16 protein-coding genes are annotated in these 21,921 nt (G+C 72.2%); 3 read left to right on the forward strand and 13 right to left on the reverse strand.

Going from position 1 to position 21,921, the window contains the following annotated elements; translation table 11 throughout:
• Positions 1–67: 67 nt before the first annotated feature.
• The 5 genes from fxsT to AB0G74_RS01025 all read right to left on the reverse strand — a co-directional run bounded on the left by fxsT (position 68) and on the right by AB0G74_RS01025 (position 8,764).
• Positions 68–4,009 (reverse strand): FxSxx-COOH system tetratricopeptide repeat protein, encoded by a 3,942-nt coding sequence (gene fxsT, locus AB0G74_RS01005; protein ID WP_361138809.1) that lies wholly within the window; start codon positions 4,007–4,009, stop codon positions 68–70.
• Entirely contained in the window at positions 3,993–5,330 is a 1,338-nt protein-coding gene (locus AB0G74_RS01010) for a TIR-like protein FxsC (protein WP_358828446.1), read from the reverse strand. Before AB0G74_RS01010 ends, fxsT begins: the two co-directional genes overlap by 17 nt.
• Before the next feature lie 112 nt (positions 5,331–5,442).
• Positions 5,443–6,207: an AAC(3) family N-acetyltransferase gene (locus AB0G74_RS01015; RefSeq protein WP_361138813.1), complete on the reverse strand. Its 765-nt coding sequence runs from the start codon at positions 6,205–6,207 to the stop codon at positions 5,443–5,445.
• Positions 6,200–8,566, reverse strand: coding sequence for a radical SAM/SPASM protein FxsB, inactivated metallohydrolase extension form (fxsB, locus tag AB0G74_RS01020; RefSeq protein WP_361138815.1), 2,367 nt, complete (start codon positions 8,564–8,566; stop codon positions 6,200–6,202). The genes AB0G74_RS01015 and fxsB overlap by 8 nt, the downstream gene beginning before the upstream one ends.
• Positions 8,567–8,623: 57 nt before the next feature.
• The gene (locus AB0G74_RS01025; RefSeq protein WP_361138818.1) at positions 8,624–8,764 is read right to left on the reverse strand and encodes a hypothetical protein; all 141 of its coding nucleotides are present in this window, start codon (positions 8,762–8,764) and stop codon (positions 8,624–8,626) included.
• A 246-nt stretch (positions 8,765–9,010) separates the two neighbouring features.
• Here AB0G74_RS01025 and AB0G74_RS01030 point away from each other — a divergent pair, with 246 nt between their 5' ends.
• A complete protein-coding gene (locus tag AB0G74_RS01030; RefSeq protein ID WP_361138820.1) occupies positions 9,011–9,940 on the forward strand; it encodes a DUF4231 domain-containing protein in 930 nt (309 codons plus the stop codon).
• Positions 9,941–9,986: 46 nt separating this feature from the next.
• Here the strand turns inward: AB0G74_RS01030 and AB0G74_RS01035 are convergent, their stop codons facing one another.
• From AB0G74_RS01035 to AB0G74_RS01045, 3 genes are all read right to left on the reverse strand, one after another.
• Positions 9,987–10,463, reverse strand: coding sequence for a hypothetical protein (locus AB0G74_RS01035; protein ID WP_361138823.1), 477 nt, complete (start codon positions 10,461–10,463; stop codon positions 9,987–9,989).
• A 163-nt stretch (positions 10,464–10,626) separates the two neighbouring features.
• Positions 10,627–11,427: a DUF1684 domain-containing protein gene (locus AB0G74_RS01040; RefSeq protein ID WP_361138826.1), complete on the reverse strand. Its 801-nt coding sequence runs from the start codon at positions 11,425–11,427 to the stop codon at positions 10,627–10,629.
• A 537-nt stretch (positions 11,428–11,964) separates the two neighbouring features.
• Entirely contained in the window at positions 11,965–13,170 is a 1,206-nt protein-coding gene (locus AB0G74_RS01045) for a DUF5685 family protein (protein WP_361138829.1), read from the reverse strand.
• A 305-nt stretch (positions 13,171–13,475) separates the two neighbouring features.
• Between AB0G74_RS01045 and sepF the strand changes: the two genes are divergently transcribed.
• The gene (gene sepF, locus AB0G74_RS01050; RefSeq protein WP_361138832.1) at positions 13,476–13,922 is read left to right on the forward strand and encodes a cell division protein SepF; all 447 of its coding nucleotides are present in this window, start codon (positions 13,476–13,478) and stop codon (positions 13,920–13,922) included.
• Positions 13,923–14,001: 79 nt separating this feature from the next.
• On the opposite strand, the gene AB0G74_RS01055 is transcribed toward sepF, so the two are convergent.
• On the reverse strand, positions 14,002–15,192 hold the full coding sequence (locus AB0G74_RS01055; protein ID WP_361138835.1) for an acyl-CoA dehydrogenase family protein: 1,191 nt from the start codon (positions 15,190–15,192) through the stop codon (positions 14,002–14,004).
• Positions 15,193–15,500: 308 nt separating this feature from the next.
• Entirely contained in the window at positions 15,501–17,147 is a 1,647-nt protein-coding gene (locus AB0G74_RS01060) for an MFS transporter (RefSeq protein ID WP_361138837.1), read from the reverse strand.
• 472 nt (positions 17,148–17,619) lie between these two features.
• On the opposite strand from AB0G74_RS01060, the gene AB0G74_RS01065 reads away from it, so the two are divergent.
• Positions 17,620–18,642 carry a phosphatase PAP2 family protein gene (locus AB0G74_RS01065; protein ID WP_361138840.1) on the forward strand — a complete coding sequence of 341 codons (1,023 nt, stop codon included), beginning with the start codon at positions 17,620–17,622 and terminating at the stop codon, positions 18,640–18,642.
• 132 nt (positions 18,643–18,774) lie between these two features.
• Here the strand turns inward: AB0G74_RS01065 and AB0G74_RS01070 are convergent, their stop codons facing one another.
• The 3 genes from AB0G74_RS01070 to AB0G74_RS01080 all read right to left on the reverse strand — a co-directional run bounded on the left by AB0G74_RS01070 (position 18,775) and on the right by AB0G74_RS01080 (position 21,719).
• The gene (locus tag AB0G74_RS01070) at positions 18,775–19,011 is read right to left on the reverse strand and encodes an I78 family peptidase inhibitor (protein WP_361138843.1); all 237 of its coding nucleotides are present in this window, start codon (positions 19,009–19,011) and stop codon (positions 18,775–18,777) included.
• 363 nt (positions 19,012–19,374) lie between these two features.
• A complete protein-coding gene (locus AB0G74_RS01075) occupies positions 19,375–20,340 on the reverse strand; it encodes a YafY family protein (protein ID WP_361138845.1) in 966 nt (321 codons plus the stop codon).
• An 89-nt stretch (positions 20,341–20,429) separates the two neighbouring features.
• Positions 20,430–21,719 (reverse strand): glycosyltransferase, encoded by a 1,290-nt coding sequence (locus tag AB0G74_RS01080; RefSeq protein WP_361138847.1) that lies wholly within the window; start codon positions 21,717–21,719, stop codon positions 20,430–20,432.
• Positions 21,720–21,921 lie beyond the last annotated feature (202 nt).

A 21,921-nucleotide genomic window follows, 5' to 3' on the forward strand; every position in this document is an offset into this window, starting at 1 on the left:
CCACCGTACGGAAGAGGGGCCGGGACGCCGTCCGAGGCGTCCCGGCCCCTCCCCCGCTGCCGTCGGCTCACACCGCCAGCGGCTCCAGATCACGGTGCACCCGGCGCTCGTCCCGGGCGATCCGGGTCAGCGCGTGCTCGTCGCCGAGCTGCCGGGTCAGCTCCTCCACGGTCTCGTTCCGCAGCGCCGCCGACTCGTCCTTGCGGCCCAGCATCCCGAGGGTGACCGCCAGATTGGAGGCGACCGCCAGCACCTCGGGATGGTGCGGCCCCAGCACCTCCCGCAGCCTGCTGACCGTCCGCTGCTCGATCTGCAGGGTCTCCTCCAGATTGCCGAGGTCGGCCAGGGCATTGGCGAGGTTGATGGTGCTGAAGAGGGCATGCGGATGGCTGTCGCCCAGGACCGCGCTCATCCGCCGTACCACCTGCACCAGCAGTTGCTCCGAGGTCTCCGGATCGCCGCAGCCCCAGTGGAAGATGCCCAGGTTGTTCATCGCGGCGAGGGTGTACGGATGCTTCTCGCCCGGGACCACCATGTACTGGTCCACCACCTCCTGGGCGAGATCCCGGGCCGCGACCGGCTCCCCGGCCGCGAAGAGGTCCGCCGCCAGATTGAGATCGCAGGCCAGCGAGTCCGGGTTGGCCGAGGTGTACTGCGCCCGGTAGCGGTTGCGGGTGGCCGTGGTGAGCCGCCGGGCGTCCTCCAGCTGACCCGCCCGGCGCAGCGAGACCGCGAGGGACTTGGCCGCCGCCAGCGTCCCCGGGAACGTCCGCCCGAGTTGCTGCTTCAGCAGATCGTAGGTACGGGCCAGCAGTACCACCGAGTCCTCGTACCGGCCGACCTCCCGCAGATCGCGGGCGAGCGACGTGGCGGAGGAGAGGGTGTACGGATGCAGCGGGCCCAGGACCTCGGTCCGCCGGTCGAAGACGTCCTGGTCCAGCTCGCGGGCGCGGGCGTACTGGCCGACCATCCGCAGATTCAGCGCCAGGTTGTTCGCCGCCGCCAGGGTCCTGGGATGGGACTCGTGGAAGATCTGGCTGAAGCCCTCGTGCGCCTCGGTCGCCAGCTCCATCGCCTTGCCGTACTGCCCCAGGGTGCCCAGGTCCATCGCCAGTCCGCTGGTGGTCATGTACGTATGCGGATGCGTCGGGCCCAGGACCTCCCGCTGCCGCTCCAGGGTGACCTCGTCCAGCTCCTTCGCCTCCACATAACGCCCCTGGGAGCGCATGATGTTGGAGAGGTGGAAGCGCAGATACAGATACTGGTAGTCGTTGTTGCCCAGCATCTCGCGCCAGGTCTCGCGGACCTCGTTCCCGGTGGCGGCGGCCGAGTCCCAGTCGCCCCGCTTCCAGAGATAGCGCACCCGGTCGATCAGCAGCCTGCGGGTCTCCGGCTCGCGGCAGTTGCGCGCCTCCGAGGTGGTCAGATGCGGCCAGATCGTGGCGAACTGCGGCCAGGTGGAGGGGTTGTCGATGGGCTCGTCGTCATCGGGCCTGGCCCCGGCCAGTACCTGGTGGACCGCGTGCCGCGCCTTCTGCTGCTCCTCGTCGCTGAGCTGGGCCCGGATCACGGCCTGCACCAGCCGGTGCACCTGGATGCTGTTGTTGACCTGGTCGACCTTGGCCAGGGCGAACCGGCCGATCTCCCGGATCACCCGCCCCAGGACCAGCTTCTCCTGGAGGGAGGCGTCGTACGGCTTCAGGGCGTCGATCATCTCCTTGCTGTAGAGCAGATTCGCGGAGATCGGCTCGGGCGCGAAGAAGGCGCAGAGCTGGAGCAGCCGGACCGCGGCCGGGGACCGCTCCTTGAGCCGCTCGATGGAGACGTTCCAGGTCGCGGCGACCGGCTCCGGATACCCCGGCGGCTGGTTGAGCGCCAGCACGCTGGTGGTCTGCTCCTTGAGCTGGTCCAGATACTCGGCGACCGGTGTCGCGGTCTCGGCGATCCACGCGGCGGCCTGCTCGACGGCGAGCGGGAGATCGCCGACGGCCATCGCGACCTGGTCGGCGTCGTCGTCGCTCAGTCCGCGGGCCCGCCGCTGGAGGTGCTCGATGGACTCCTCACGGGTGAAGACGTCGATCGGCAGCGCGTCGCCGTACTGCGACCAGGTCTGGTTGCGGGAGGTGACCAGGATGTGCCCCGGGCCCTGGGGCGGGAAGAACCGCTTGAGCTGCTCCGGGTCGTCCGCGTTGTCGAAGACCAGCAGCCAGCGGGTCGACGGCACCCCCCGGCGGAGCAGGTCGATCGCCTCCCGGGAGGCGGCGGACATGTCCTCGCCCGCCTGGGCCCCGAGCCGTACGGCGAGTTCGGCGAGGCTGGCGACCACATCGTCGATCTGCTCGGCGGAGACCCACCACACCAGGTCGTAGTCGGCCATGAAGCGGTGCACGTACTCGATGGCGACCTGGGTCTTGCCGACCCCGCCGAGGCCGTAGATGGTCTGCGGCTGCGGCAGTACGGCGGCGACCGACATCCCGCCGCCGAGCTGGTCCCGCATCCGCTCCAGGACGACGGCCCGGCCGGTGAAGCCGGGGTTGCGCGGCGGCGCGTTCCAGATCTTGGGCACGGTACCGGGGAACCGGGGGCCGGGGGCCGAGCTGTCGGGCAGCTGGACCGGCCGGTCCAGGGCCCGCAGCAGGGAGCTGGTGGCCTGTACCTCGTCGAGCCGGAACAGGTCGACCGGGTTGCGGTCGATATAGGGGGTGGTGAGCCGGACGTCGCCGACCCGGATCGGCAGCAGATGCTGCCTGCCCCCGCCGGGGTCGTCGGCCGCCGCCCGGGACCAGACCTCCACCGCGCGGGCCGACTTCAGATACGCGGACGACAGCAGCACCACGGTACGGGCCGCGGTCTCGGGCGTGATCGGGCTCTCCCCCGGGTCCCGTTCCACCGAAACGTCCCGGGGTACGACCCGGAAACCGGCCCGGGTCAGCAGGGCCTCGATCCAGTCGGCCCACATCCGGTTCTCCGCCACATAGCTGAGGAAGAGATCGGCCGGAAGGGCCGGGCGGCGGCGGGTGAAGGCGTCCTTGATCCGCAGCCGGATCTCCTCGCCGACATTCGGCATGGCGACGACGTCCTGCTCGGTGATCACCGACGTGAGCCGTTCGAAGGCGGAGAGCAGGGAGTTGGTCAGTCCGGCCTCGTCGCCGAAGGTGGCCAGGGTCTCCTCGTAGGCGTAGTAGGGGCGGTACGGAATCTCGACGGCGCCCCAGTAGGTGGTCAGCTCGTCCCCGGCGAACCCGCTGGGCAGCCGGTCGAACTTGACCCGGGCCAGGGCCCGGCCCGCGTCCGCCTTCTCCTTCTCGCCCTCGTCGATCCGCATCGGCACCGGATAGATCTTGATGTTCCGGCCGCCGTAGCGCTCGTCGATCTGGCGGGCGACCGAGGCCGCGCCGTCGATGGACTGGTCGCTGAGGGTGAAGCAGTCCACCAGGATGTCGGGGAGGTGGACGGTGCAGATGTCGGCGATGTCGGAGAGCCCGGTCCGGCTGTCGATCAGGACGTAGTCGTAGTTGGCCTTCATGTCGTCGCGGAGCGCGTCGAAGAAGAGACCGCCGCCCAGCCGGTCGTAGAAGTTGTCCCAGTCGAAGGTGGAGACGGTCGCGGAGTACTCCCGGTTCTGCTTGCCCGCGGAGACGAAGTCGAGCGTTCCGCCGTCGGGGAACTCCCAGCCGAGGATCTCGGGGGTGAGGGAGACCGCGTGGGGCTGGATGCGGGCGTAGTCGATGTGCCAGTCGTCCCGGCGGGCGGTGTCGGGCGTGATCGCGGCCCAGGCGTACTCGGTGATCAGGTCGATCACCCCGGTGGTGGCGCCCAGGGTCGACGGATCGAGGAAGGGGTGGAAGAAACGGTGCAGGCCGGGCGCTTCGAGGTCCCAGTCGACGGCCAGGACCCGTTTGCCGTTGGCGGCCAGGATCCAGGCCGTGTTGGCCAGGGCCATGGTGCGGCCGGTGCCGCCCTTGTACGAGTAGAACGTGACGATGCGTCCGTCACGACTGGCTGTCATCCGTGTCCTCCGCATCGGGAGCGAGTCCGCGCAATGTGTCCGGGACGTACTGGGTGGTGCCGTAGTCGGCCATCGGGCCGCGGAGTCTGGGCCGTTCGCCGCGGGACGCGGCGCCCGGGGGTGGCGCGGGTGGATAGACCTCGGCGTGCCGCAGATACTCCTGGGCGGACGCCTCCACGACCTGGGGCAGGATCTGGCCGAACGCCTCGATGCTGAACACCCCCCGGGCGGCGGCCCGGCAGGCGGGCCGGCCGTGGTTCATCTGGTGGGGCATGGTCCGCTCCAGCCGTTCGGCCAGCTCCGCCTCGGAATGCCGGCTCTGCGGGTCGTCCCGGTTCCACGGCACCACGACGGTGACCCAGGGACGGGGATGGGCGTCGAAGGCGGCCAGCCGGGCGCAGCGCCGGTCGTCCACCAGGGCCCAGCGGTCGATGATCAGGATCTCCGGCCGGGTGGGCGGCAGCCCGGGGTCGGGCATGGTCTCGTGGTCGAAGGAGGAGATCGTCGGCTGGTAGTCGAGCGAGCCGACCAGGTCCCTGGCCACATAGGCGAGCGGGCGCGCGGAGTCCGGATGGTAGGGATTCCATTCCTGGGACTGTTTTCCGTAGTAGTCGGGGGCCCGGCCCTCGGGCAGATCGTGGTGGGTGGGCGCGGCGATGGTGAGATGCATCGGCCGGGGTCCGGCCGACCGGCCGAAGGCGCTGGGCGCGTGACGGTAGTCGACCGGGCTGCCGGGGGTGACCCGGGTGGTGTCGGCGACGGCGACGATGCGTTTCGCCAGTTCGTAGACCGCGGCCTCGTACTCCTCGGCGAATATCCGGAGTTTGATCAGCCCGTAGAGGCCGTCGGTGACATAGCGGTCGCCGAAGGCGCGGTGGTTGAACTGGAGTCGTTCGGCCGGTCCCGGCAGTTGTTCGGGTGGCATCGGAACCCAGAGCGCGGGCACGATGGCCTCGGCCGGGCGGTTGCTCTTGGCCTGGTGGTAGATCGCCCGCTGGGCGAATGCGTACCACTCCTTTCCGCACATCTCACTGGCGAAATAGCGGGGCGAGAAGAGCGGGACGAAGACCCGGCAGTTGGCGAGTACATCGCCCAGCCGCTCCGACCAGCCCTCGCCCGAACGTATCTCCCGGTCCATGAAGCCCGCCGGGGCTCCGGCGGGCAGGTCGGTCATGGCCATCACATGACCGCAGAGATCGCGGAAGAGCCGCTCCACCCACATGTCCGGATCGGGGCCCCCCGCCCCGTACCGCGGTGTGTGCGCGTAACTCAAGAAGAAGTACGGCCGATGGTCCGCCGCACGTTGCGCTGTTTCCGACACACGACCCCCGTCCTGTGTGAACGCCCGCCCTCGCCCTCGGCACCGAAGGGAGTCGCGAGCGAATTAATCATTCCGGAGCCCGCGCACTCCATCCCCCCGAGGTTCAGTCAAATCAACGCCGCTTTTCAGACATCCAGCGACCCGCATGCCGGATCGCCGCCTTGATCGGGAAAAGCCGGGCCCGCCCCCCTCCCAGCTGCCCCATTCGTACCAGCCCGGCAGGGAAATCGGCACCGATGGTGTCAAATTCTCGGTCGTCGAGGACGACATCTTCGTACGTTGTCCATTTCTTACCCCCATCGGGCCGCCGAACCACACAGGAGTAGGTTCTGCGGGGAGCGCCGGGGTGGTACTCGGCGAGATGGAACGCGGTGCACACCGAGAAATCGACATTGATCATCAACACCCGGGCATCGGCGCGGTGCAGGGCGCCGAGCGGGGAATCCCAGCCCAGGTGCGAGGTGAGCGGATGTCCGGCGAGCAGTTCGGCGGCCCGGGCGCCCACGGCGGCGAAGGACGTCTGCGGATGGGCGCTGCGCACGGCGCCGTCGGCGGTGCGTACGGACTCGGCCAGTCTGCCCATGCCCTGGCTCGGGGTGACCGCCGGGTCGAAGGCGGGCATCGCGGCCCGGAAGTCCCGGACCCGGTCGGGGGTCATCCCCCGGATCAGGTCGAGATGCGCCTGGGACGTACGGGAGTTCGCCGGGGTGAAGGCGGGGGCGACCAGGGTGCCTCCGGGGCCGAGGGCGGCCAGCAGGGCGTCCCGCAGGGCGTCGGCGTCGAGACCGGTGCCGCGCAGGGACGCGTGGACGAGCAGCGGCGGCCCGGGGGCGACGCCCAGGGCGGCCAGTTGGGCGCCGACCCCGGGGTCAGCCACGGGACGGCTCCGGGTCGGCCGGTTCAGGTCGCCCCGACCCGGTCCGGGCCGCCGGGGCCGCGAGGTCCGCCGGTGCTGCCGGGTCCGGTCGGAGGGCGTCGAGTTCGGCCCTGAGGTCGGCGAGCAGCCGGTGCCCGGCCGCGGTGGGTTCGGGCGCCCGGTCGAGGGCGGCCAGCGCCGCCCCGGCCCCGAGGGCGCCGTCCGGTTCGAGGGCGGCGAGCCCGATCCGGACGTACGCCTCCGTGAGCAGGACGGAGAACGGCACCGGTTCCGGATGCCAGGGCGAGGAGTGGCGCCATTCCCCGTCCTGGGCGTACAGCCCGCCGACCCGGGTGAGAGCGGTCAGCTTGCTCCGGCGCAGTCCGCGGAGCAGTCCGGCCGCGAACTCCCCGGGCGACGACGGCCGGACCAGGCCGATTCCGCCGTAGCCGGGTTCCGTCCCGGGCCCGGTGGACTCGGCCCGGTCCGGACTCGGGATCCGGCCGACCGGGGGCCCGGCCAGCGGGGTGAGGGTACTGAGGCAGCCCGCGGCTTCGGCGGCCTGCCGGGGCGCGGCGCCCAGCAGCAGCGGCCAGGCGTCGGCGAGCAGCCGGTCCCACTCGGCGACGGCCTCGTCGGTGAGGCGTTCGGCGGCGGGGGTCCGGTAGCAGTCGCGGTAGGGGTCGAGGTCGTCCAGCCGCAGTACGGGTACCCCGTCCCGGCCGCCGATCCGCCGTACGGACCGCCAGCCGGGCACCCGGGCGCCCGCCGCGGGATCCAGCGGGATCCGCAGGACGGGCCGGCCGGGGAGGGTGACGAGGAAGCCGTCTCCGTCGGGCCGTACGACGGTGTCGCCCGGGGCGGCACCGTCACCGGCGCCGGGGCGCAGTTCGCCGACGGCGGGCAGCCGGAGCACCCCGTCCTCGTCGTGGGGGACCCTCAGCTCCGGTCCCGAGCCGTCCAGGACCAGGGCGGCGGCGAGCCTGGCCGGGAGCCGCCGGAGCAGCGCGGGGGCGTCCGGCCGTTCCTCGCGGACGGCGGTGAGCGCGTCGGTCAGCCAGACCCGGGTGTACGGATGACCCCAGAGCCGGTCGAGTACGTCGCCGCTCTCGTCGAGGGCGAGCAGCAGCGGCCAGTTGTCCTCCCAGTGGGGGCCGCCCCCGTCGGCGAGTTCGCCGGTGAGGGTGCCGCTGAGCATCCGGGTCACGTCCTGGTCGTCGGCGAGCAGCGCGCCGGGCTCGACGACGGCGAGGGGCACCAGTTCGGCGCCGATCCGCCGTTCGACCCCGCGGACGAGGGCTTCGAGGTCGGCACAGTAGACGGAGGTCTGGTCGAATCCGTCCGGTGAGCGGTAGCGGTGGGTGTAGAGCCCGCCGCCGCAGGAGCGGACCACCGGGCAGCTCCGGCAGGTCTCGCCGACGGAAGCCAGGCCGAGTTGTCTGGCCCGTACCCCGGGATGGGCGGCGACCTCGTCGAAGGAGTGCCGCAGTACGTCGAATCCGGTGGCCGCGGCGCCCTCGTAGGCGCTCTTGAGCGAGTCGACCTGTTCGAGGGCGCCGTCGGTCTCCACCACGACCAGGTCGGTGGGGGCGAGCCCGAGGGACTCGGTGAGGCTGGGGCCGCCGGAGAGGGTGGAGAAGAGGGACTCGAAGAGCCGGACGGGGACGGGACGGCCGCGGGAGTCCCAGCGGTCGAAGATCGTCAGCAGCCAGTCGGCGTAGGCCGTGGGCGATCCGTCCGGGCGGGCGGGCGGCTGGTCCCAGGTCGCGTGCGGCAGCAGGAAGTCGATCCGCGGCGGGTCGAGTTCGGCCAGGGCGTCGTAGACGGCGACGGGGTCGTTGGCCACGTCCACGGTGCAGAGCAGACCGAGGTAGAGATGGCGGTAGCGCTCTTGGCGGAGGAGTTCGACGGCGCGCAGGACGAGCGGATGGCTGGTCCGGCCGTCGGCGAAGCGGCGATGCCGGTCATTGGCCGTACGGTCGCCGTCGAGGGAGATGCCGACCTTCAGTTCGAACTCGGCGAAGAGATCCAGATACCGGGGGCTCAGCTGTAAGCCGTTGGTGTGGATACGGAGATCGAGTTCGGCGATACCGTCCAGCGCGCGGGTCAGTTCCTCGCAGACGCGACGCAATCGCGCGGGCCCCGCCAGCAGTGGCTCCCCTCCGTGCAGGATCACCGACACGGAGGGCAGGGCATGATTTTTGGCATGCTCGGCCAGTCGCAGAGCTGTCCAGGAAATCGCTTCGTCAGAGATTGCCTTCGGGCGGGTACGCCAGCTCTGATCAGCGTGTTCGTAGATATAGCAGTGGTCGCAGGCGAGATCGCACCGACTGTGGACCTTGAGGACGATCTCGCGGAATGGGACCAGCGGTCCTGTCATTCCACCAGTCTAATGGCCCGGTCCCGGCAAAGTGGCCGAAACGCGAACCAAGGCGAACTAGAGCGACGAGTTGAACGTGGCGGTGCGGACGGGGCGTTCGGCGGCCGGAGCGGCCCCGGCCGCCTTCTTCGCCGTGCCGGACTGCGGCAGGGAGACTCGGTTGCGCTTCGCCGCGGCGAAGGATGCGGAGATCGTCATGAGGGGGGCCGTCCTTTTTCGTTCTGTGTACACGTGATCGCGCGCGATCTGGTTGTACAGCACGGATAACCAGGCACCATTGCGGCGCCCGGCGGCACGACTCTACTCTCAAGTTCACCCTGAGCAACTCAGCACGTGAACCCCTAACAGTTAGAGTTGCTTCATATTCTGTCAGGAGTGCACGGAGGAAGCGATTCCATCTCTTGGGTGACCGCAGGGTGACGGCATTTCCGCAGAGGGGGAGGCATGTCCGGCAATCCCGGCCCGCCCGATGGCACGGTCTTCCGAAATACCGATCTACCTGCGCTTTTCCATCACACGGACGCCGTGGCCATCCGCCGCCAGCGGGAGGCCGTGGGCTCCACCCGGCGTCAACTGCTCCTGCTGGTGGTGGGCGCGGCAGCCGCGGCCCTGCCGGGCTGGCAGCCGGTCGACGGCTTACAACTGGCCGGTGCGCTCAGCGCGTTGGCGTACGCCGGGGTGCTCGTGATCGGCGCCCGGGCGTCCCGCAGCGGGGCGAAGTCGCACTGGCAACTGAACCGCTCGGCCGCCGAGTACATCAAGTCGATGTGCTGGCGCTATTCCGTGCATGGAACACCCTTCGACCCGGCCGCCGACGATCCCGACGAATTGTTCGTCCACCGTCTGGAGGAAGGACTCCGGGAGCTCACCAAAGTGGGCTGGCAGGACCCCCGGACGAGCGTCCCCGAGGTGGCATCCGGGGAACTGATTACTCCGGCGATGCGGCGGCTGCGGGGGCTGCCGTTCGGGCCGCGGAAGGAGACCTATATCCGCGACCGGCTCATCGAACAGCGGAACTGGTACCACCGCAGTGCGGAGACCTCCCGCCGGGCGACCCGGGTGTGGTCGGCGACGATCGGGCTCCTCACCCTGCTCGCCCTCGCCCTTTCGCTGCTGCACACATTCTCGGTGGCGGATTCCCTCGATCCGGTGGGGGCGCTCTCGGCCGCCGCCGCGGCCTGTCTCGCCTGGAGCGAGATCCGCCGCCGGCGGCCGCTGATCGCCGCGCACTCCCTCGTCGAGGAAGATCTGGCGGCGATGCACTCGGCGATGGAGACCTCGGTGACGGAGGGGCAGTGGCCGTCGGCGGTCTACGAGACCGAGCGCATCGTCTCGCCGCAGCACACGGACTGGCTGGTCCGGCACCGCAGTTGAGGCCCGGGCTACCGGCCACCCGGCCCGGGGGCGCCGCGGCCGCCCGTCAGGGGCGGCTCATTCCGTCCCGCCAGATGACGGTGACGGGCTTCCCCAGGTCACGGGCGTAGTGGACGATATCGGCGGTCCCCCCGAGCCCCCGGGAGGGGCCGCCGTCCCAGACCGCCAGCAGCCGGTCGCAGTTGTCGGCGATATACGCCCCGGCCGCGTAGTACGCCTCGTCCGTGGAGTGCCGGAAGCCGAGCCGTACCTCACGGCTGGCCCGGCGCCGGTAGTCCCGGTAGCTGACCAGCTCACCCGGGGCGAAGGCGTCCTCGTAGTCGTCGCTGGGAATGACCGCGGTCAGGGTCGCGCCGCACTCCAGCGCGATATCGGCGAAGAGCTGGTCCGCACCGATCGCCAGACTGGAGAACGCCTCCAGACTCCCCTCGTGGCGCCCCAGGACGGCCCGGATGGCCGCCCGGATGTCCGGATAGCCCTCCGGGGGGATGATCCGGTGGCCCGTGATACCGATCCGCTTCACCGCCGTGCGACCCCCCGTGTCCCGCGAGACTCCCGCGCGCTCCGACCTCGTGGCCATGGTCCCAGAACACCGCGGGCCGTGGACCCCGCGTCCGAATGGAGGACGGGCGCACGGTACCGCCGGTCGAGCGCACGGCGCGGACGGGGCCCGGATATGCGCCCCCTCAGTGCGTCAACACGCTCCGCTCCCCCGCCGCGACCGCCACCGGAAGAGTGTTGCCCGGGGGCGGGAAGGGGCAGATGAAGTGGTCGGCGAAGGCACACGGCGGCAGCAGCGCCCGGTTCAGATCGACGGTCACCGAGCCGTCCGCCGCGGGCGGTCTCGGACGCAGAAAGCGGAAACGGTAGCTGGTGTCCCCGGCGGTGGTGTCGGAGAACACCGCCCACAGGGAGCCGTCGGCCTCGACGGCGGCGCGCAGGGCGTGTTCGGCACCGGCCAGCTCGAAGACGATCTCGCCGTCGAGACCGAGTCCGCGGGCCCGCCCGTCGGCGTTCTCCACCCGGACCCCGGTCCGCTCGGGGTACGGACGGAAGCGGCCCGGCAGCACCCAGCGGGGGTCGTAGGGGGTCGCCTCGATCCCGGCGAAGGCGCGGCGGGCGGGCGCGTCGGGGTCGAAGTCACGGACGGCGGGCAGCCCCTCCCTGACCAGCACCACCAGTCGGCGCGCGCCGTACGACACCCGGGACTCGCCGATCGGCCCGTGGTCGGCGGCCAGCCGCACCCGGCCGGTGAAGGGTTCGCCGTCGAGGACGAGCCCGTCCTCCGGTCCGGCCGTCAGCCCGACCGCGTCCCCCTCGTCGGCCCAGCGCCCCGGCAGGCCGGGGATCCGCCCGTCGGGATGGTCACCGAGCCAGTGGGTCCCGGTGAGCGACAGGGGCCCGTACGGCCCGCCGACGCTCTCGACCCGCCGTGTGTGCCAGGCCCTCCAGCGGGCGGCGGGGTCCCGGGGCGGCGCAGTCTCCATACGCCCCACGATCCCACACCCCCCGGGCCGGGCCCCACTACCGGAGCCCTCGCCCCGGAACGCTCCCGTCGGTCGGCGACCCTGCCGTGCTCCCTACCGTCGTATCCCGCCCCCACGGCCCGGTGGGTGGCTGGTCTCGCAGTTCCCCGAGCCCCTGGGTTGCTCTCCTCGCCGCCCTCGTGGGGAGACGGGCCCCTTTCCCAGGGGCGAGGAGCTGGAGAGCATTTAAGGGCGCGGGGAACTGCGCGAACGGCCACGACGGTGGTGCGGACCGCGAACAACAGCAGGCAGCCGGGCGAGACCCGGTTTGTGGGCCTCACCCGGAGGGCCAAGGCGCTGGGGGTCCCCCCAGCGCCGAAGGCATAGGGGGAGGAACTGCGCGAACAACCACGACGGTGGCGCGGACCGCCGACGACACCGGGCCGCCGGGCGCGGCCCGGGCCCGCGAGCAGCCACCCACCGGCGGGACGGCGGCCGACGACCGTCACCGGCAACGGCGCACCGCCGAAACCCCAGAGCCCAGCGGCAGGCGCCCCGTCAGCAGTCGCAGGCGCAGCACTCGCAGCATTCACAGGCGTCGCAGCATTCGCCCTTCGCGCCGCGGCGGCGCTTGCGGGACCAGGGGCCCTCCCAGCGGCTGCGGCAGCAGGGCTGGCAGGTGCAGCCGACCCAGAGTGCCGCCGCGCAGCCCGCGAGGAAGCCGCGGGGGCGGGGGGCGTCCGGGTCGGGGGCTCCGTCGCCGGGGTTCGGGCCGGAGCCGGCGCCACCGCCGTGGCCCGCCGCACCAGCGCCCGCGTCGCCGCCGTAGGGGTTGCCGCCCCCGGCGAAGGGGTTCCCGCCGCCGTACGGATTGCCGCCGCCGTGGCCCGCGGCGGAGGCCCGGCCCTCGTGGGGTCCGAAGGCGCGGTCGACCGCCCGTTCCAGCTCATGGGTGAGCAGGACGTGGACCAGCCGGTCGTCCGTAAAGGTGACATCGCCGAGGGCTAGCTTCACGCCGCGGACCGCGTCGTCGGCGAGGCGGCGGGCCTCCTCGCGGGTGGCGCCGGTCGCGGTGAGCGGGTTCCAGGCGCCCGATGCCGCGTCGGCGCTCTGGTCCTCGACGGCGTCCAGCAGATGCGCGAGGCGTCCGAAGAGGCGTCCGGCTTCGGCGAGCGGCGCGGCGTTGCCGGGGCGCCGGGCGAGGACGGCGGTGTGCGCGAAGGCCGCCGCCGTGGCGGTCTCGGTGGGTTCGGTGACCGTGAGCAGGGGCGTACCGGGTCCGGCGAGGGCTTCGATCCCGGGCTGCCGGTCGACCGCTTCGAGCAGGACGGCGGTGTCGAAGCCGAGGTCGGAGCCGGTACGGGCGCCCGCGCGGTCCCAGCCCGCGGCGACCTTGCGGGCCGCGGCGGCGAGCGGGCGCCGGGCGAGCATCCCGTCCCGGTCGGCCACGTGGTCGCGGACCTTCGCCGAGGCGAGCACCAGGGAGACCGCCGCCGCCAGCCGGGCGCCCTCGCCCAGGGCGACGGGCGCGGTCCGCATCCCGCGCAGCGGGCAGGGTCCGGCGGTGCGCCGGGACTCGGGGAGCCGTTCCGACTGAGCCTCCGTCAGAACGGAGACGACCAGCCCGTCGTAGTTGGTGGCGACCCGCGCGAACTGGCCGTGGTCGGCGCGGAGCGCCAGACAGAGGCCGCACAGATGCGCCATCCAATCGGTCCTGAGACCCTCGGTCAGCCGATGCGCACATGGCCTGACGATTCCGAACACAACATCCCCCCGTGCAGCGCTTTAACGGCGCGTCGCCGCGTTTCGGCCGCATCGTAACCACACCGGCGTACGCCTGTTGCACGGCTCCGCCGTCACCCGTCCGGCTCGACTTTTATCAGCTGGGCAGATAATGCGTTTTATTCGGGAAAGAACCTGACGAACCGCCACAAGTTCTGCACCAGTAGCGTCACGAATACCCCGCACGTCGGCTATCCACGTGGCACGCGATCCGCATGATGGACGACGATAGGGACAGGGAAGACAACAGACCGCCGGACGGCGGACCACGGAGAGAGGAGGCGTCGATGGGATCTGTGCGCAAGGCGAGTGCCTGGCTGGGGCTCGTCGAGGACAGCGACGACCGCTACTACGCCGACGGCTACGACGGCGAGTACGCCGAGGGCGCCGAATCCGGCGACCCCTGGGTCACCGACGTCCGGGCCGCGGCCACCTCCGCCTCCCCGCAGGAGGACAACCGCCGGATCGCGACGGTCTCCCCCACCTGCTTCCGGGACGCCCGGAACATCGGGGAGCTGTTCCGCGAGGGCGTGCCCGTGATCGTCAATCTGACGGCGCTGGAGCCCGCCGACGCCAAGCGCGTGGTGGACTTCGCCGCCGGGCTGACGTTCGGACTGCGCGGCTCCATCGACCGGGTGGCGACCCGGGTCTTCCTGCTGAGCCCCGCCGACACCCGGATCGTCAACGGCGAGGGCCCCGGTCACCCCCGGGACGGGTTCTTCAACCAGAGCTGAGCGGCGGGCGTCCGGTTCCCCCGGCCGCCCGTCGCCCGGCCTCGGCCCCTGCTCCCTGCCCCCGGGCCTTCCCGCCTGGTCAGCGGAAGGCGTCCTGGCCGGTGAGCGCCTTGCCGAGGACCAGTTGGTGCATCTCCACGGTGCCCTCGTAGGTGAGTACGGACTCCAGATTGGTCGCGTGCCGCATCACCGGGTACTCCAGTGAGATGCCGTTCGCGCCGAGCACGGTCCGGGCCGTCCGGCAGATCGCGATGGCCTCGCGCACATTGTTGAGCTTGCCGAAGCTGACCTGCTCGGGGCGGAGCGTCCCGGCGTCCATCCGGCGGCCCAGATGGTGGGCGAGCAGGATTCCCTTGTGCAGTTCGACCGCCATGTCGGCGAGTTTGGCCTGGGTGAGCTGGAAGCCGCCGATGGGGCGGCCGAACTGCTCCCGGGTCCCGGCGTACTCCAGCGCCGAGGCGAAGCAGGCCCGCGCGGCGCCCATGGCGCCCCAGACGATGCCGTACCGGGCGTGGTCGAGGCAGCTCAGCGGCCCCCGCAGCCCGGTGACCCCGGGCAGGACGGCGTCCGCGGGCAGCCGGACCGAGTCGAGCACCAGCTCACTGGTGACACTGGCCCGCAGGGACCACTTGTGCCGGATCTCGGGCGCCTCGAAGCCGGGCGTCCCGGCGGGCACGAGGAAGCCCCGTACCCCTTCGTCGGTTCCGGCCCAGACCACGGCGACCCCGGCGACGGAACCGTTGGTGATCCATGCCTTGCGGCCGTCGAGCACCCAGTCCGTGCCGTCCCGGCGGGCCCGGGTCCGCATTCCGGCCGGGTCGGAGCCGTGGTCGGGTTCGGTGAGCCCGAAGCAGCCGATGATCTCGCCCGCGGCCATCCCGGGCAGCCAGCGGGCCCGCTGCTCGTCGGAGCCGTAGCGGTGGATCGCGTACATCGCCAGCGACCCCTGGACGGAGACGAGGGAGCGGATGCCGGAGTCGGCGGCCTCCAGCTCCAGACAGGCGAGCCCGTACTGGACGGCGCTCGCGCCCGTACAGCCGTAGCCGGTCAGGGTCATCCCGAGGGCGCCGAGCGCGCCCAGTTCCCGGGCCAGCTCCCGGATCACCGGCACCTCCCCGGACTCGTACCACCCGGCGATATGCGGCAGCACCCGTTCGGCGGCCCAGTCTCGGACCGTCGTCCGGACGGCGCGCTCCTCGTCGTCGAGGAGGTCGTCGAGACCGAGCGGGTCGTCGGGGTCGAAGGGCGGCGGCTTCACGGGCTGGGTCACGGCGGGGCCTCCGGTGCTCGTCGGCACGGGCGGTGGCCGGGCGGCGACCGCCACCGGGAAACTAGCAGCGATAGTCACCGTGGCGCCGCCCCGTTCGGGTGAGAGCCGCGCCACGGCCGGACCGGCGGCGCGGGGTTCGCCCGGTCGGGTGTCCGGCTGTACGCGACGGGAGCCGTGCACGCCCGGGGCGCGCGCGGCGCGAAGAGGGGCACGGCGGGAGCGACCACCGTCGAACACCGGAGCGACGATTCGACCGTACGGGGCAGGGCCCGGCACGATCCTCCGACGACGGCCCGCGACCCCGCCTCCTACGGCCGGGCCACCTCGTGCCCCGCGCCCCGGGCGGGCGGTACGGGTGCGGTGAGTCTGCGGGGCTCCGGGGTCCGGGCGGCCGGGAGGCAGCCGCCGCCGGGCGCTTCGTCGGTGCCCATGGTCCTCGGCAGCCGGAGCGCCGCCACCGCGCCGACCAGCAGCAGCGCGGCGCTGACCAGCAGGGTCACCCGCAGGCCGTGGACGAAGGAGTCCCGGGCCGCGAGCCGCAGTACGGCACCGGCGGCCCCGCCGAGCCCGTCCGCGACCTGGTACGCCTCGCCGAGGGAGTGCGCCGCGGCGGCGCTCGCCTCCCGGGGCACCCCGGGCACCCCGGCGACTCCGGGGGCGTAGGCGGCGTTCATCACACTGCCCAGCAGGGCGATGCCCATTCCGGCGCCCAGTTGGTACGAGGTCTCCCCGATCGCCGCCGCCCCGCCCGCATACTCCTGCGGCGCCTCGCTCAGCATCGACTCGTAGGAGGCGAAGAGCGTCGTCTGGAGCCCGAAGCCGAGCAGGACGAAACCGGTGGTGAGCAGGGCGGGCCGGTCGTAGGGGCCCATCGCGGTCAGCAGCAGTACGGCACCGGAGGTGAGCAGGAAACCGCCGGCCGCCATCCGCCGGGGGCCGATCCGGCTCAGGGTGTACGAGCCGGTGGCCCCGGCGGCCATCGCGGCGAAGGTCAGCGGCAGCAGCCGCAGCCCGGTCTCCATGGGGCCGAGTCCGAGCACCAGCTGGAGGTACTGGACGGCGATCAGTTGCAGCCCGACCAGGGCCAGCATGCAGAGGACCACACAGCCGACGGAGGTCGAGAAGGCGGCGGCGCCGAACATCCGGACGTCGATCAGCGGATGGCTGCGGCGGCGCTGGCGGCGGACGAAGAGGACCGGCAGGGCCAGTCCGATCAGCAGGGGTACGGCGGTGGCGAGGTCGAGGACGCCGTGGCCGACGCCGAGCCGCTTCACCCCGAGGACCAGACCGAGTACCCCGGCCGCGGCCATCAGCGCGCCCCAGACGTCCCACGGCCCGTCGAGGCCGCCCCGGGACTCCGGCAGCAGCCGGGCGCCCAGCGGCAGGATCACCGCCATCAGCGGGATGTTGATCAGGAAGACGGAGCCCCACCAGAAGTGCTCGACGAGGAAGCCGCCGAGTACGGGTCCGGTCGCCGCGCCCACCGCGGCGACCGCGGTCCAGATACCGATGGCGGTGGCCCGCTCCCGGCGGTCGGGGAAGACGGAGCGGAGTATCGACAGGGTGGCGGGCATGATCATCGCGCCGCCGACCCCGAGCAGGGCCCGGGCCGCGATCAGTATCGCGGGCGAGTCGGCGAAGGCGGCCAGCGCGGAGGCCGCGCCGAAGATCCCGTAGCCGAGCAGCAGCACCCGGCGGCGGCCGATCCGGTCGCCGAGGGTGCCGAAGAGGATCAGCAGGGCGGCGCAGATCAGCGGATAGGCGTCGACGATCCACAGCAGCTCGACCCCGCTGGGCCGCAGATCCTCGGTGACGGCGGGGACGGCGACATGGAGCACGGTGGCGTCCAGGGCGACCAGCAGCAGACTGACGCAGAGGACCAGGAGGACGACCCAGCGGTTGGCGCCGCCGTCCGCGGCGCGCGACCGCGCCACGGCACCGGTCGTCCCTGCCATGCCTGTTACCTCCACTGATTCCCTCGCACCCGGCGGACCCGGCCGACAGGTGGGACGGGGACGATCCCAGCGGCGTTCCGGCATCGGTGTACGAGTGAGCCGCAAGCGTACGCGAGTTCAGCGGCCCCTTGGGTGGTCCAGCTCTCACCGCCCGGCGCGCCGGAGTGTGGCGTGCGCCACCCCGGCCTCCGGTTCCCGTATGAGAAAAAATTCATACGGCCATGCGATGAGCGGCAATTGGGGCGTCCCGGACCGGCACCGAAAGGGTTTTCCATCCGGTACGGCCCGGCATAACCGGGGCGTCCGGCGGCTAAACGGCGGGCGCTCTCCGGGCATTACGCCACGGCTGCTCCGGGATTTCCCGAATGGCCGTCTTAAATTCCGCGTCAGGAGACATACTCCACATCACATGGTCATCACGAAGCGGCCGGATCGGCCGGGTCGCACACTCACTCCCTGTAACGTCGATGGAGTGCGTACCGACCTCTTCGCCCGACTGGACCGGGAGCCGGAACCGCCGAAGATAGAGATCCCGCGGATGAGCCGCACCCGTCTCGCCCTCTTCGGCGGGACGGCCGTGTTCTATGTGGCCATCGTGGTCGCCGTATGGGCGTCCACCTGGCTTGTGCTCGTCGACTGGAAGGTGATGCTGTTCCGGCCCTATCAGCAGTGGCCGGAGCTGCACGCCCTGCTCGACTACTTCGTCGTCCTGGGCCAGCGCGGCCCCACGGCCGTGATGGTGGCGGCCTGGCTCGGCTGGCGTTCCTGGCGCATGCACACCCTGCGGCCGATACTGGCGCTCGGCGTCGCCCTGTTGCTGCTCAATGTGACGGTCGGCTCGGTGAAGCTGGGCCTGGGCCGACTCGGCCCCCACTACGCGACACAGATCGGCTCGGCCGAGATGTTCGCGGGCGGCGATATATTTCCTTCCGGACATACCGCCAACGCGGTGGTGACCTGGGGAATCCTGGCCTATATGGCGACCACGCCCCGGACCCGCCGCCATCTGTCCGCGCTCTCCGCGACGGTCTCCCTGGGCGTCGGGCTCACCACCGTCTATCTCGGTACGCACTGGCTGAGCGATGTCCTCCTCGGCTGGGCGGCGGGGCTGCTGATCCTGCTCGCCCTGCCCTGGTGCGAGCCGTTGATCGCCCGCGCCGAGAGCCGGCTGCTGGAGCTCCGCGACCGCCGGCGTGCCCGGCGCAGGTCCCTGCCGTCGCTGCCGGTGGCGGCCGGCGGGCCCCGGCCGCGTCAGGTGCCGCAGGCCGAGCCGGAGCCCCGCGGTGTGCCGTCCGGCGCCCGTGGTGCCGTGGTGCGGCTGGGGGCCACCCTGCCCGCACCGGCCTCCCCGGCCCGTCGGCGCGCGGCGTCCGGTTCGTCGCCGGGCGGTACCGGAGGCAGCCGTACCGGAGCGGTCCGTACCGGGGGCCGGGAGCCGGTCACCCCGTCGGGCGGCGGGCGCTCCCCCGGCTCCCGCACGATGACCGGGGGCTGAGCCGGCTGAGCCTGGCTGAGCCGTCTGGGTAATCCGAGGACATCCCGGGGGTGGGTTTTCGGCCGTACGCCGCGACCCGCCCCCATTTTCTTCTTCGCTCCGGCGGCTCCGGCTTCCCGGGGCCGCGGTGGTTCAGCCGCGCCAGCAGCGGATCACGGTGCCGTGTTCGACCTCGAAGTTGATCCGGCCGCGCAGATATTCCAGAGTGATGATCGCCCCGGGCGGCAGCGTTCGTACAGTTGTCCAGCCACGGGCGCTCGCCCGTCGCTCGGCGGCGTCGGCGGCGAGGCCGACATATGCCTCCGTGGCGTCGGCGCCCTCGGCGCCGTTGTCGTCGGGGGCGGCGGGCGGTTGCGGTCGAGGTGCCATGCCCTCCACCGTAGGCGGCAGCGGACGGTGACGAAAGCCCGGCCCCGGGCCCGTCGCGACACCGGTTCCCGGCCGCGTTCCCGGGCCCCTTCCGTACGGTTAGCGGCGGCCCGCCGAGCCCTTCCCGGGGGCCTTGCGGGCGCGGTCGCCGACCGGGCCGTACGACGGCCGTTCGAGCGGAAACCGGGGCTTGTCGAACGGCTGGTTCGACGCCGCGCGGGGCGGTAATTCCACCGGAGCGGTCGATCACGGAGAATTCCGGCATCGAATTACCGAGCGGTATCCGGGACGAATTGCCACCGGCCGTACGAACGCGTCCACGGGCGCCCCGGCCCGGGCCTCGTACCGCCTCCGGCGGGGCGGTCATCCGGCCCGGTCGATCGTCCGGGTGAACCGGTCGCGGACCACCCGGAACTGCTCGATCAGTTCGACCGGTTCGACGATGTCGAATTCCACCCCCATCAACATCACATGGATCACCATCACCTCCGGACTCCCCGCTCCCGTCCGCAACAGGCAGTGCCCCTCATCGACCGGTTCCACCGTCCCGTCGGCCGGGGAGAGCGTCTCGCGGGCCTCTTCGGCGGACATATGGAGCCGGATCACCGCCCGGGTGCCGTAGGCCCGGGTCGACACCCCCCGGGAGACATAGGCCGCCAGATCCTCGGCGGGCGGGGTGCGCGGGGCGAACCGGGGCCCGTGCGGCGGGGTGGGCCGGATCCGGTCGGCTCGGAAGGTGCGCCAGTCCGCCCGGTCGACGTCCCAGGCGACGAGGTACCAGCGGCGTTCGGTGCAGACCAGCCGGTGGGGCTCCACGGTCCGCCGGGTGGTGGCCCCGCCGTGGTCCTCGTAGGCGAAGCGCAGCCGCTCGCAGTCCCGGCAGGCGTTGGCCAGCTCGGTGAGGACGGCGGCGTCGATCCGGGCGGCGGGGGTCCGCAGCAGGGGCACGGTGAAGGCGTTCAGGGCGCCGACCCGGCGGCGCAGCCTGGACGGCAGGACCTGCTCCAGTTTGGCCAGGGCGCGTACGGAGCTGTCGGCGATGCCCTCGATGCCCTGGCCCGCGGCGGTGCGCAGGCCCACGGCCACCGCCACGGCCTCGTCGTCGTCGAGGAGCAGCGGGGGCAGTTCGGCACCGGCGCCGAGCTGGTAGCCGCCGCCGGTGCCGGGGCTGGCGTCGACGGGGTAGCCCAGCTCGCGCAGCCGGTCGACGTCCCGGCGTACGGTGCGCGGGGTGACGCCGAGGCGGCGGGCCAGCTCCGGTCCGGTCCACTCGCGGTGGGCCTGGAGGAGTGAGAGCAGGCGCAGCAGTCGTGCGGAGGTCTCCAACATGACCGGCAGTCTGCCAAGGATCGCGGACCATTTCGGTCCTCGATCCACCGTCCCCGGCGGTGCGGCCCGCGGATTCCGGCCCGGTCGGTTCAGCGGCCCCGGCGGAGTCGGCGCAGTACGGCGGCGGTGAGGGACCGCAGATCGTGGACGGCGGCGTACAGGAGGCAGAGCGCCCGGCGGCCGGGCTCGCGGACGGCCCGCAGCGGGCCCCGGGCGGCCCGGTCGCGGGCGATCAGCTCGGTGAAGACGGCCTCGTGGCGTCCGGCGACGGCGACCGCGTCGAACCGGGCGGAGGAGGCCAGGGCGGCGGCTCCGGCCCGGCGGCGCCGGTCGTCGTCGCCGATCAGCTCCAGCAGGGCCGAGGCGACGGCGTCGCTGTCGCCGACCGGTACCAGCCGGCCGTCCACGCCGTCCTCGATGATCTCGCGCGGGCCGTGCGGGCAGTCGGTGGAGACCACCGGCAGTCCGCAGCGCATGGCCTCCACGATGGTCATCCCGAAGGACTCCTTGCTGGAGGTGACGGCCGCGATGGAGCCCTTGACCCACTCGGGGTCCAGCGGATGGACATTGCCCATCAGGAAGACGTGTTCGCCCAGTCCGTGCCGGTCGATCCGGGCGGTGAGCGCCGCGTTCTCGTCGCCGGTGGCGTCGCCGCTGCCGTAGATCCGCAGCCGCCAGTCGGGCCGTTCTGCGACGACCTTGGCGAACGCGTCGACCAGGACGTCGTACCGCTTGACCCGGGTGAGCCGCCCGGCGGCGACCACGAACTTGCCGGTGCCGTCGGCGGGGGCCACGGCCGGTTCGGGGACCCCGTTGGGCACGGCGTCGACCCGGACGCCGGGGAGCCGGAGCCGGGTCCGGTAGGCGCGGGCGTCGGCCTCGGTGACGGTGGTGACGGCGTGCAGCCGTCCGTAGCGGTAGCCGAGCGCCCGGCGGAGCCGGTAGCCGTGACCGTCGAGGGTGAGGTGTTCCTGGCCGATCCGGACGGTGCCGGGGCGGGCCTGCCGGGCGATGTGCACATTGAGTCCGGGCCGGGTGCCGACCACCACATCGGCGTCCAGGGACCGCAGATGAGCCCCGATCAGTTCATCGGTGAGCCGGCTGTACTGCCGGTGCCGGCCGTCGCCGCGCGGGAAGATCCGGGCGGGGCGGGCGTGGTCGGGATGGTCGCCCGCGTACCGCGGGCTCTCCTTGCGGAGATCCACCAGAGCGCGCAGGGCGACTCCCTCCGGCGCGCCCATATAGGGCGTCTCGCGGTGCCGGAAGACCGAGACGATCTCGACCTCGTGCCGTTCGGCGAGCGCCTGCGCGAGGGTGAAGGTCGTACGGATCGTGCCCCCGATGCCGTACGCGTTGTGGAGCAGGAACGAAATACGCATTCGCGTCGGAGTCTCCGTGTCGCACGTCTGTGCCTCAAGTGGTCGGACCCCGACTCTACTTGTCGCGGGGTGGTCCGCCGGACCGGGTTCCGGCCATGCGTGACCCCGACAACGGTCGCCCGTTGAACCGGTGTGAGCCGGGGAGCCTCCCGGCCCTGTGCGATACGCATCGAAAGCACCATCACGTTCGAGGAGCCATCCG

The organism is Streptomyces sp. NPDC020875, from assembly GCF_040641415.1.
GTDB lineage: Bacteria > Actinomycetota > Actinomycetes > Streptomycetales > Streptomycetaceae > Streptomyces.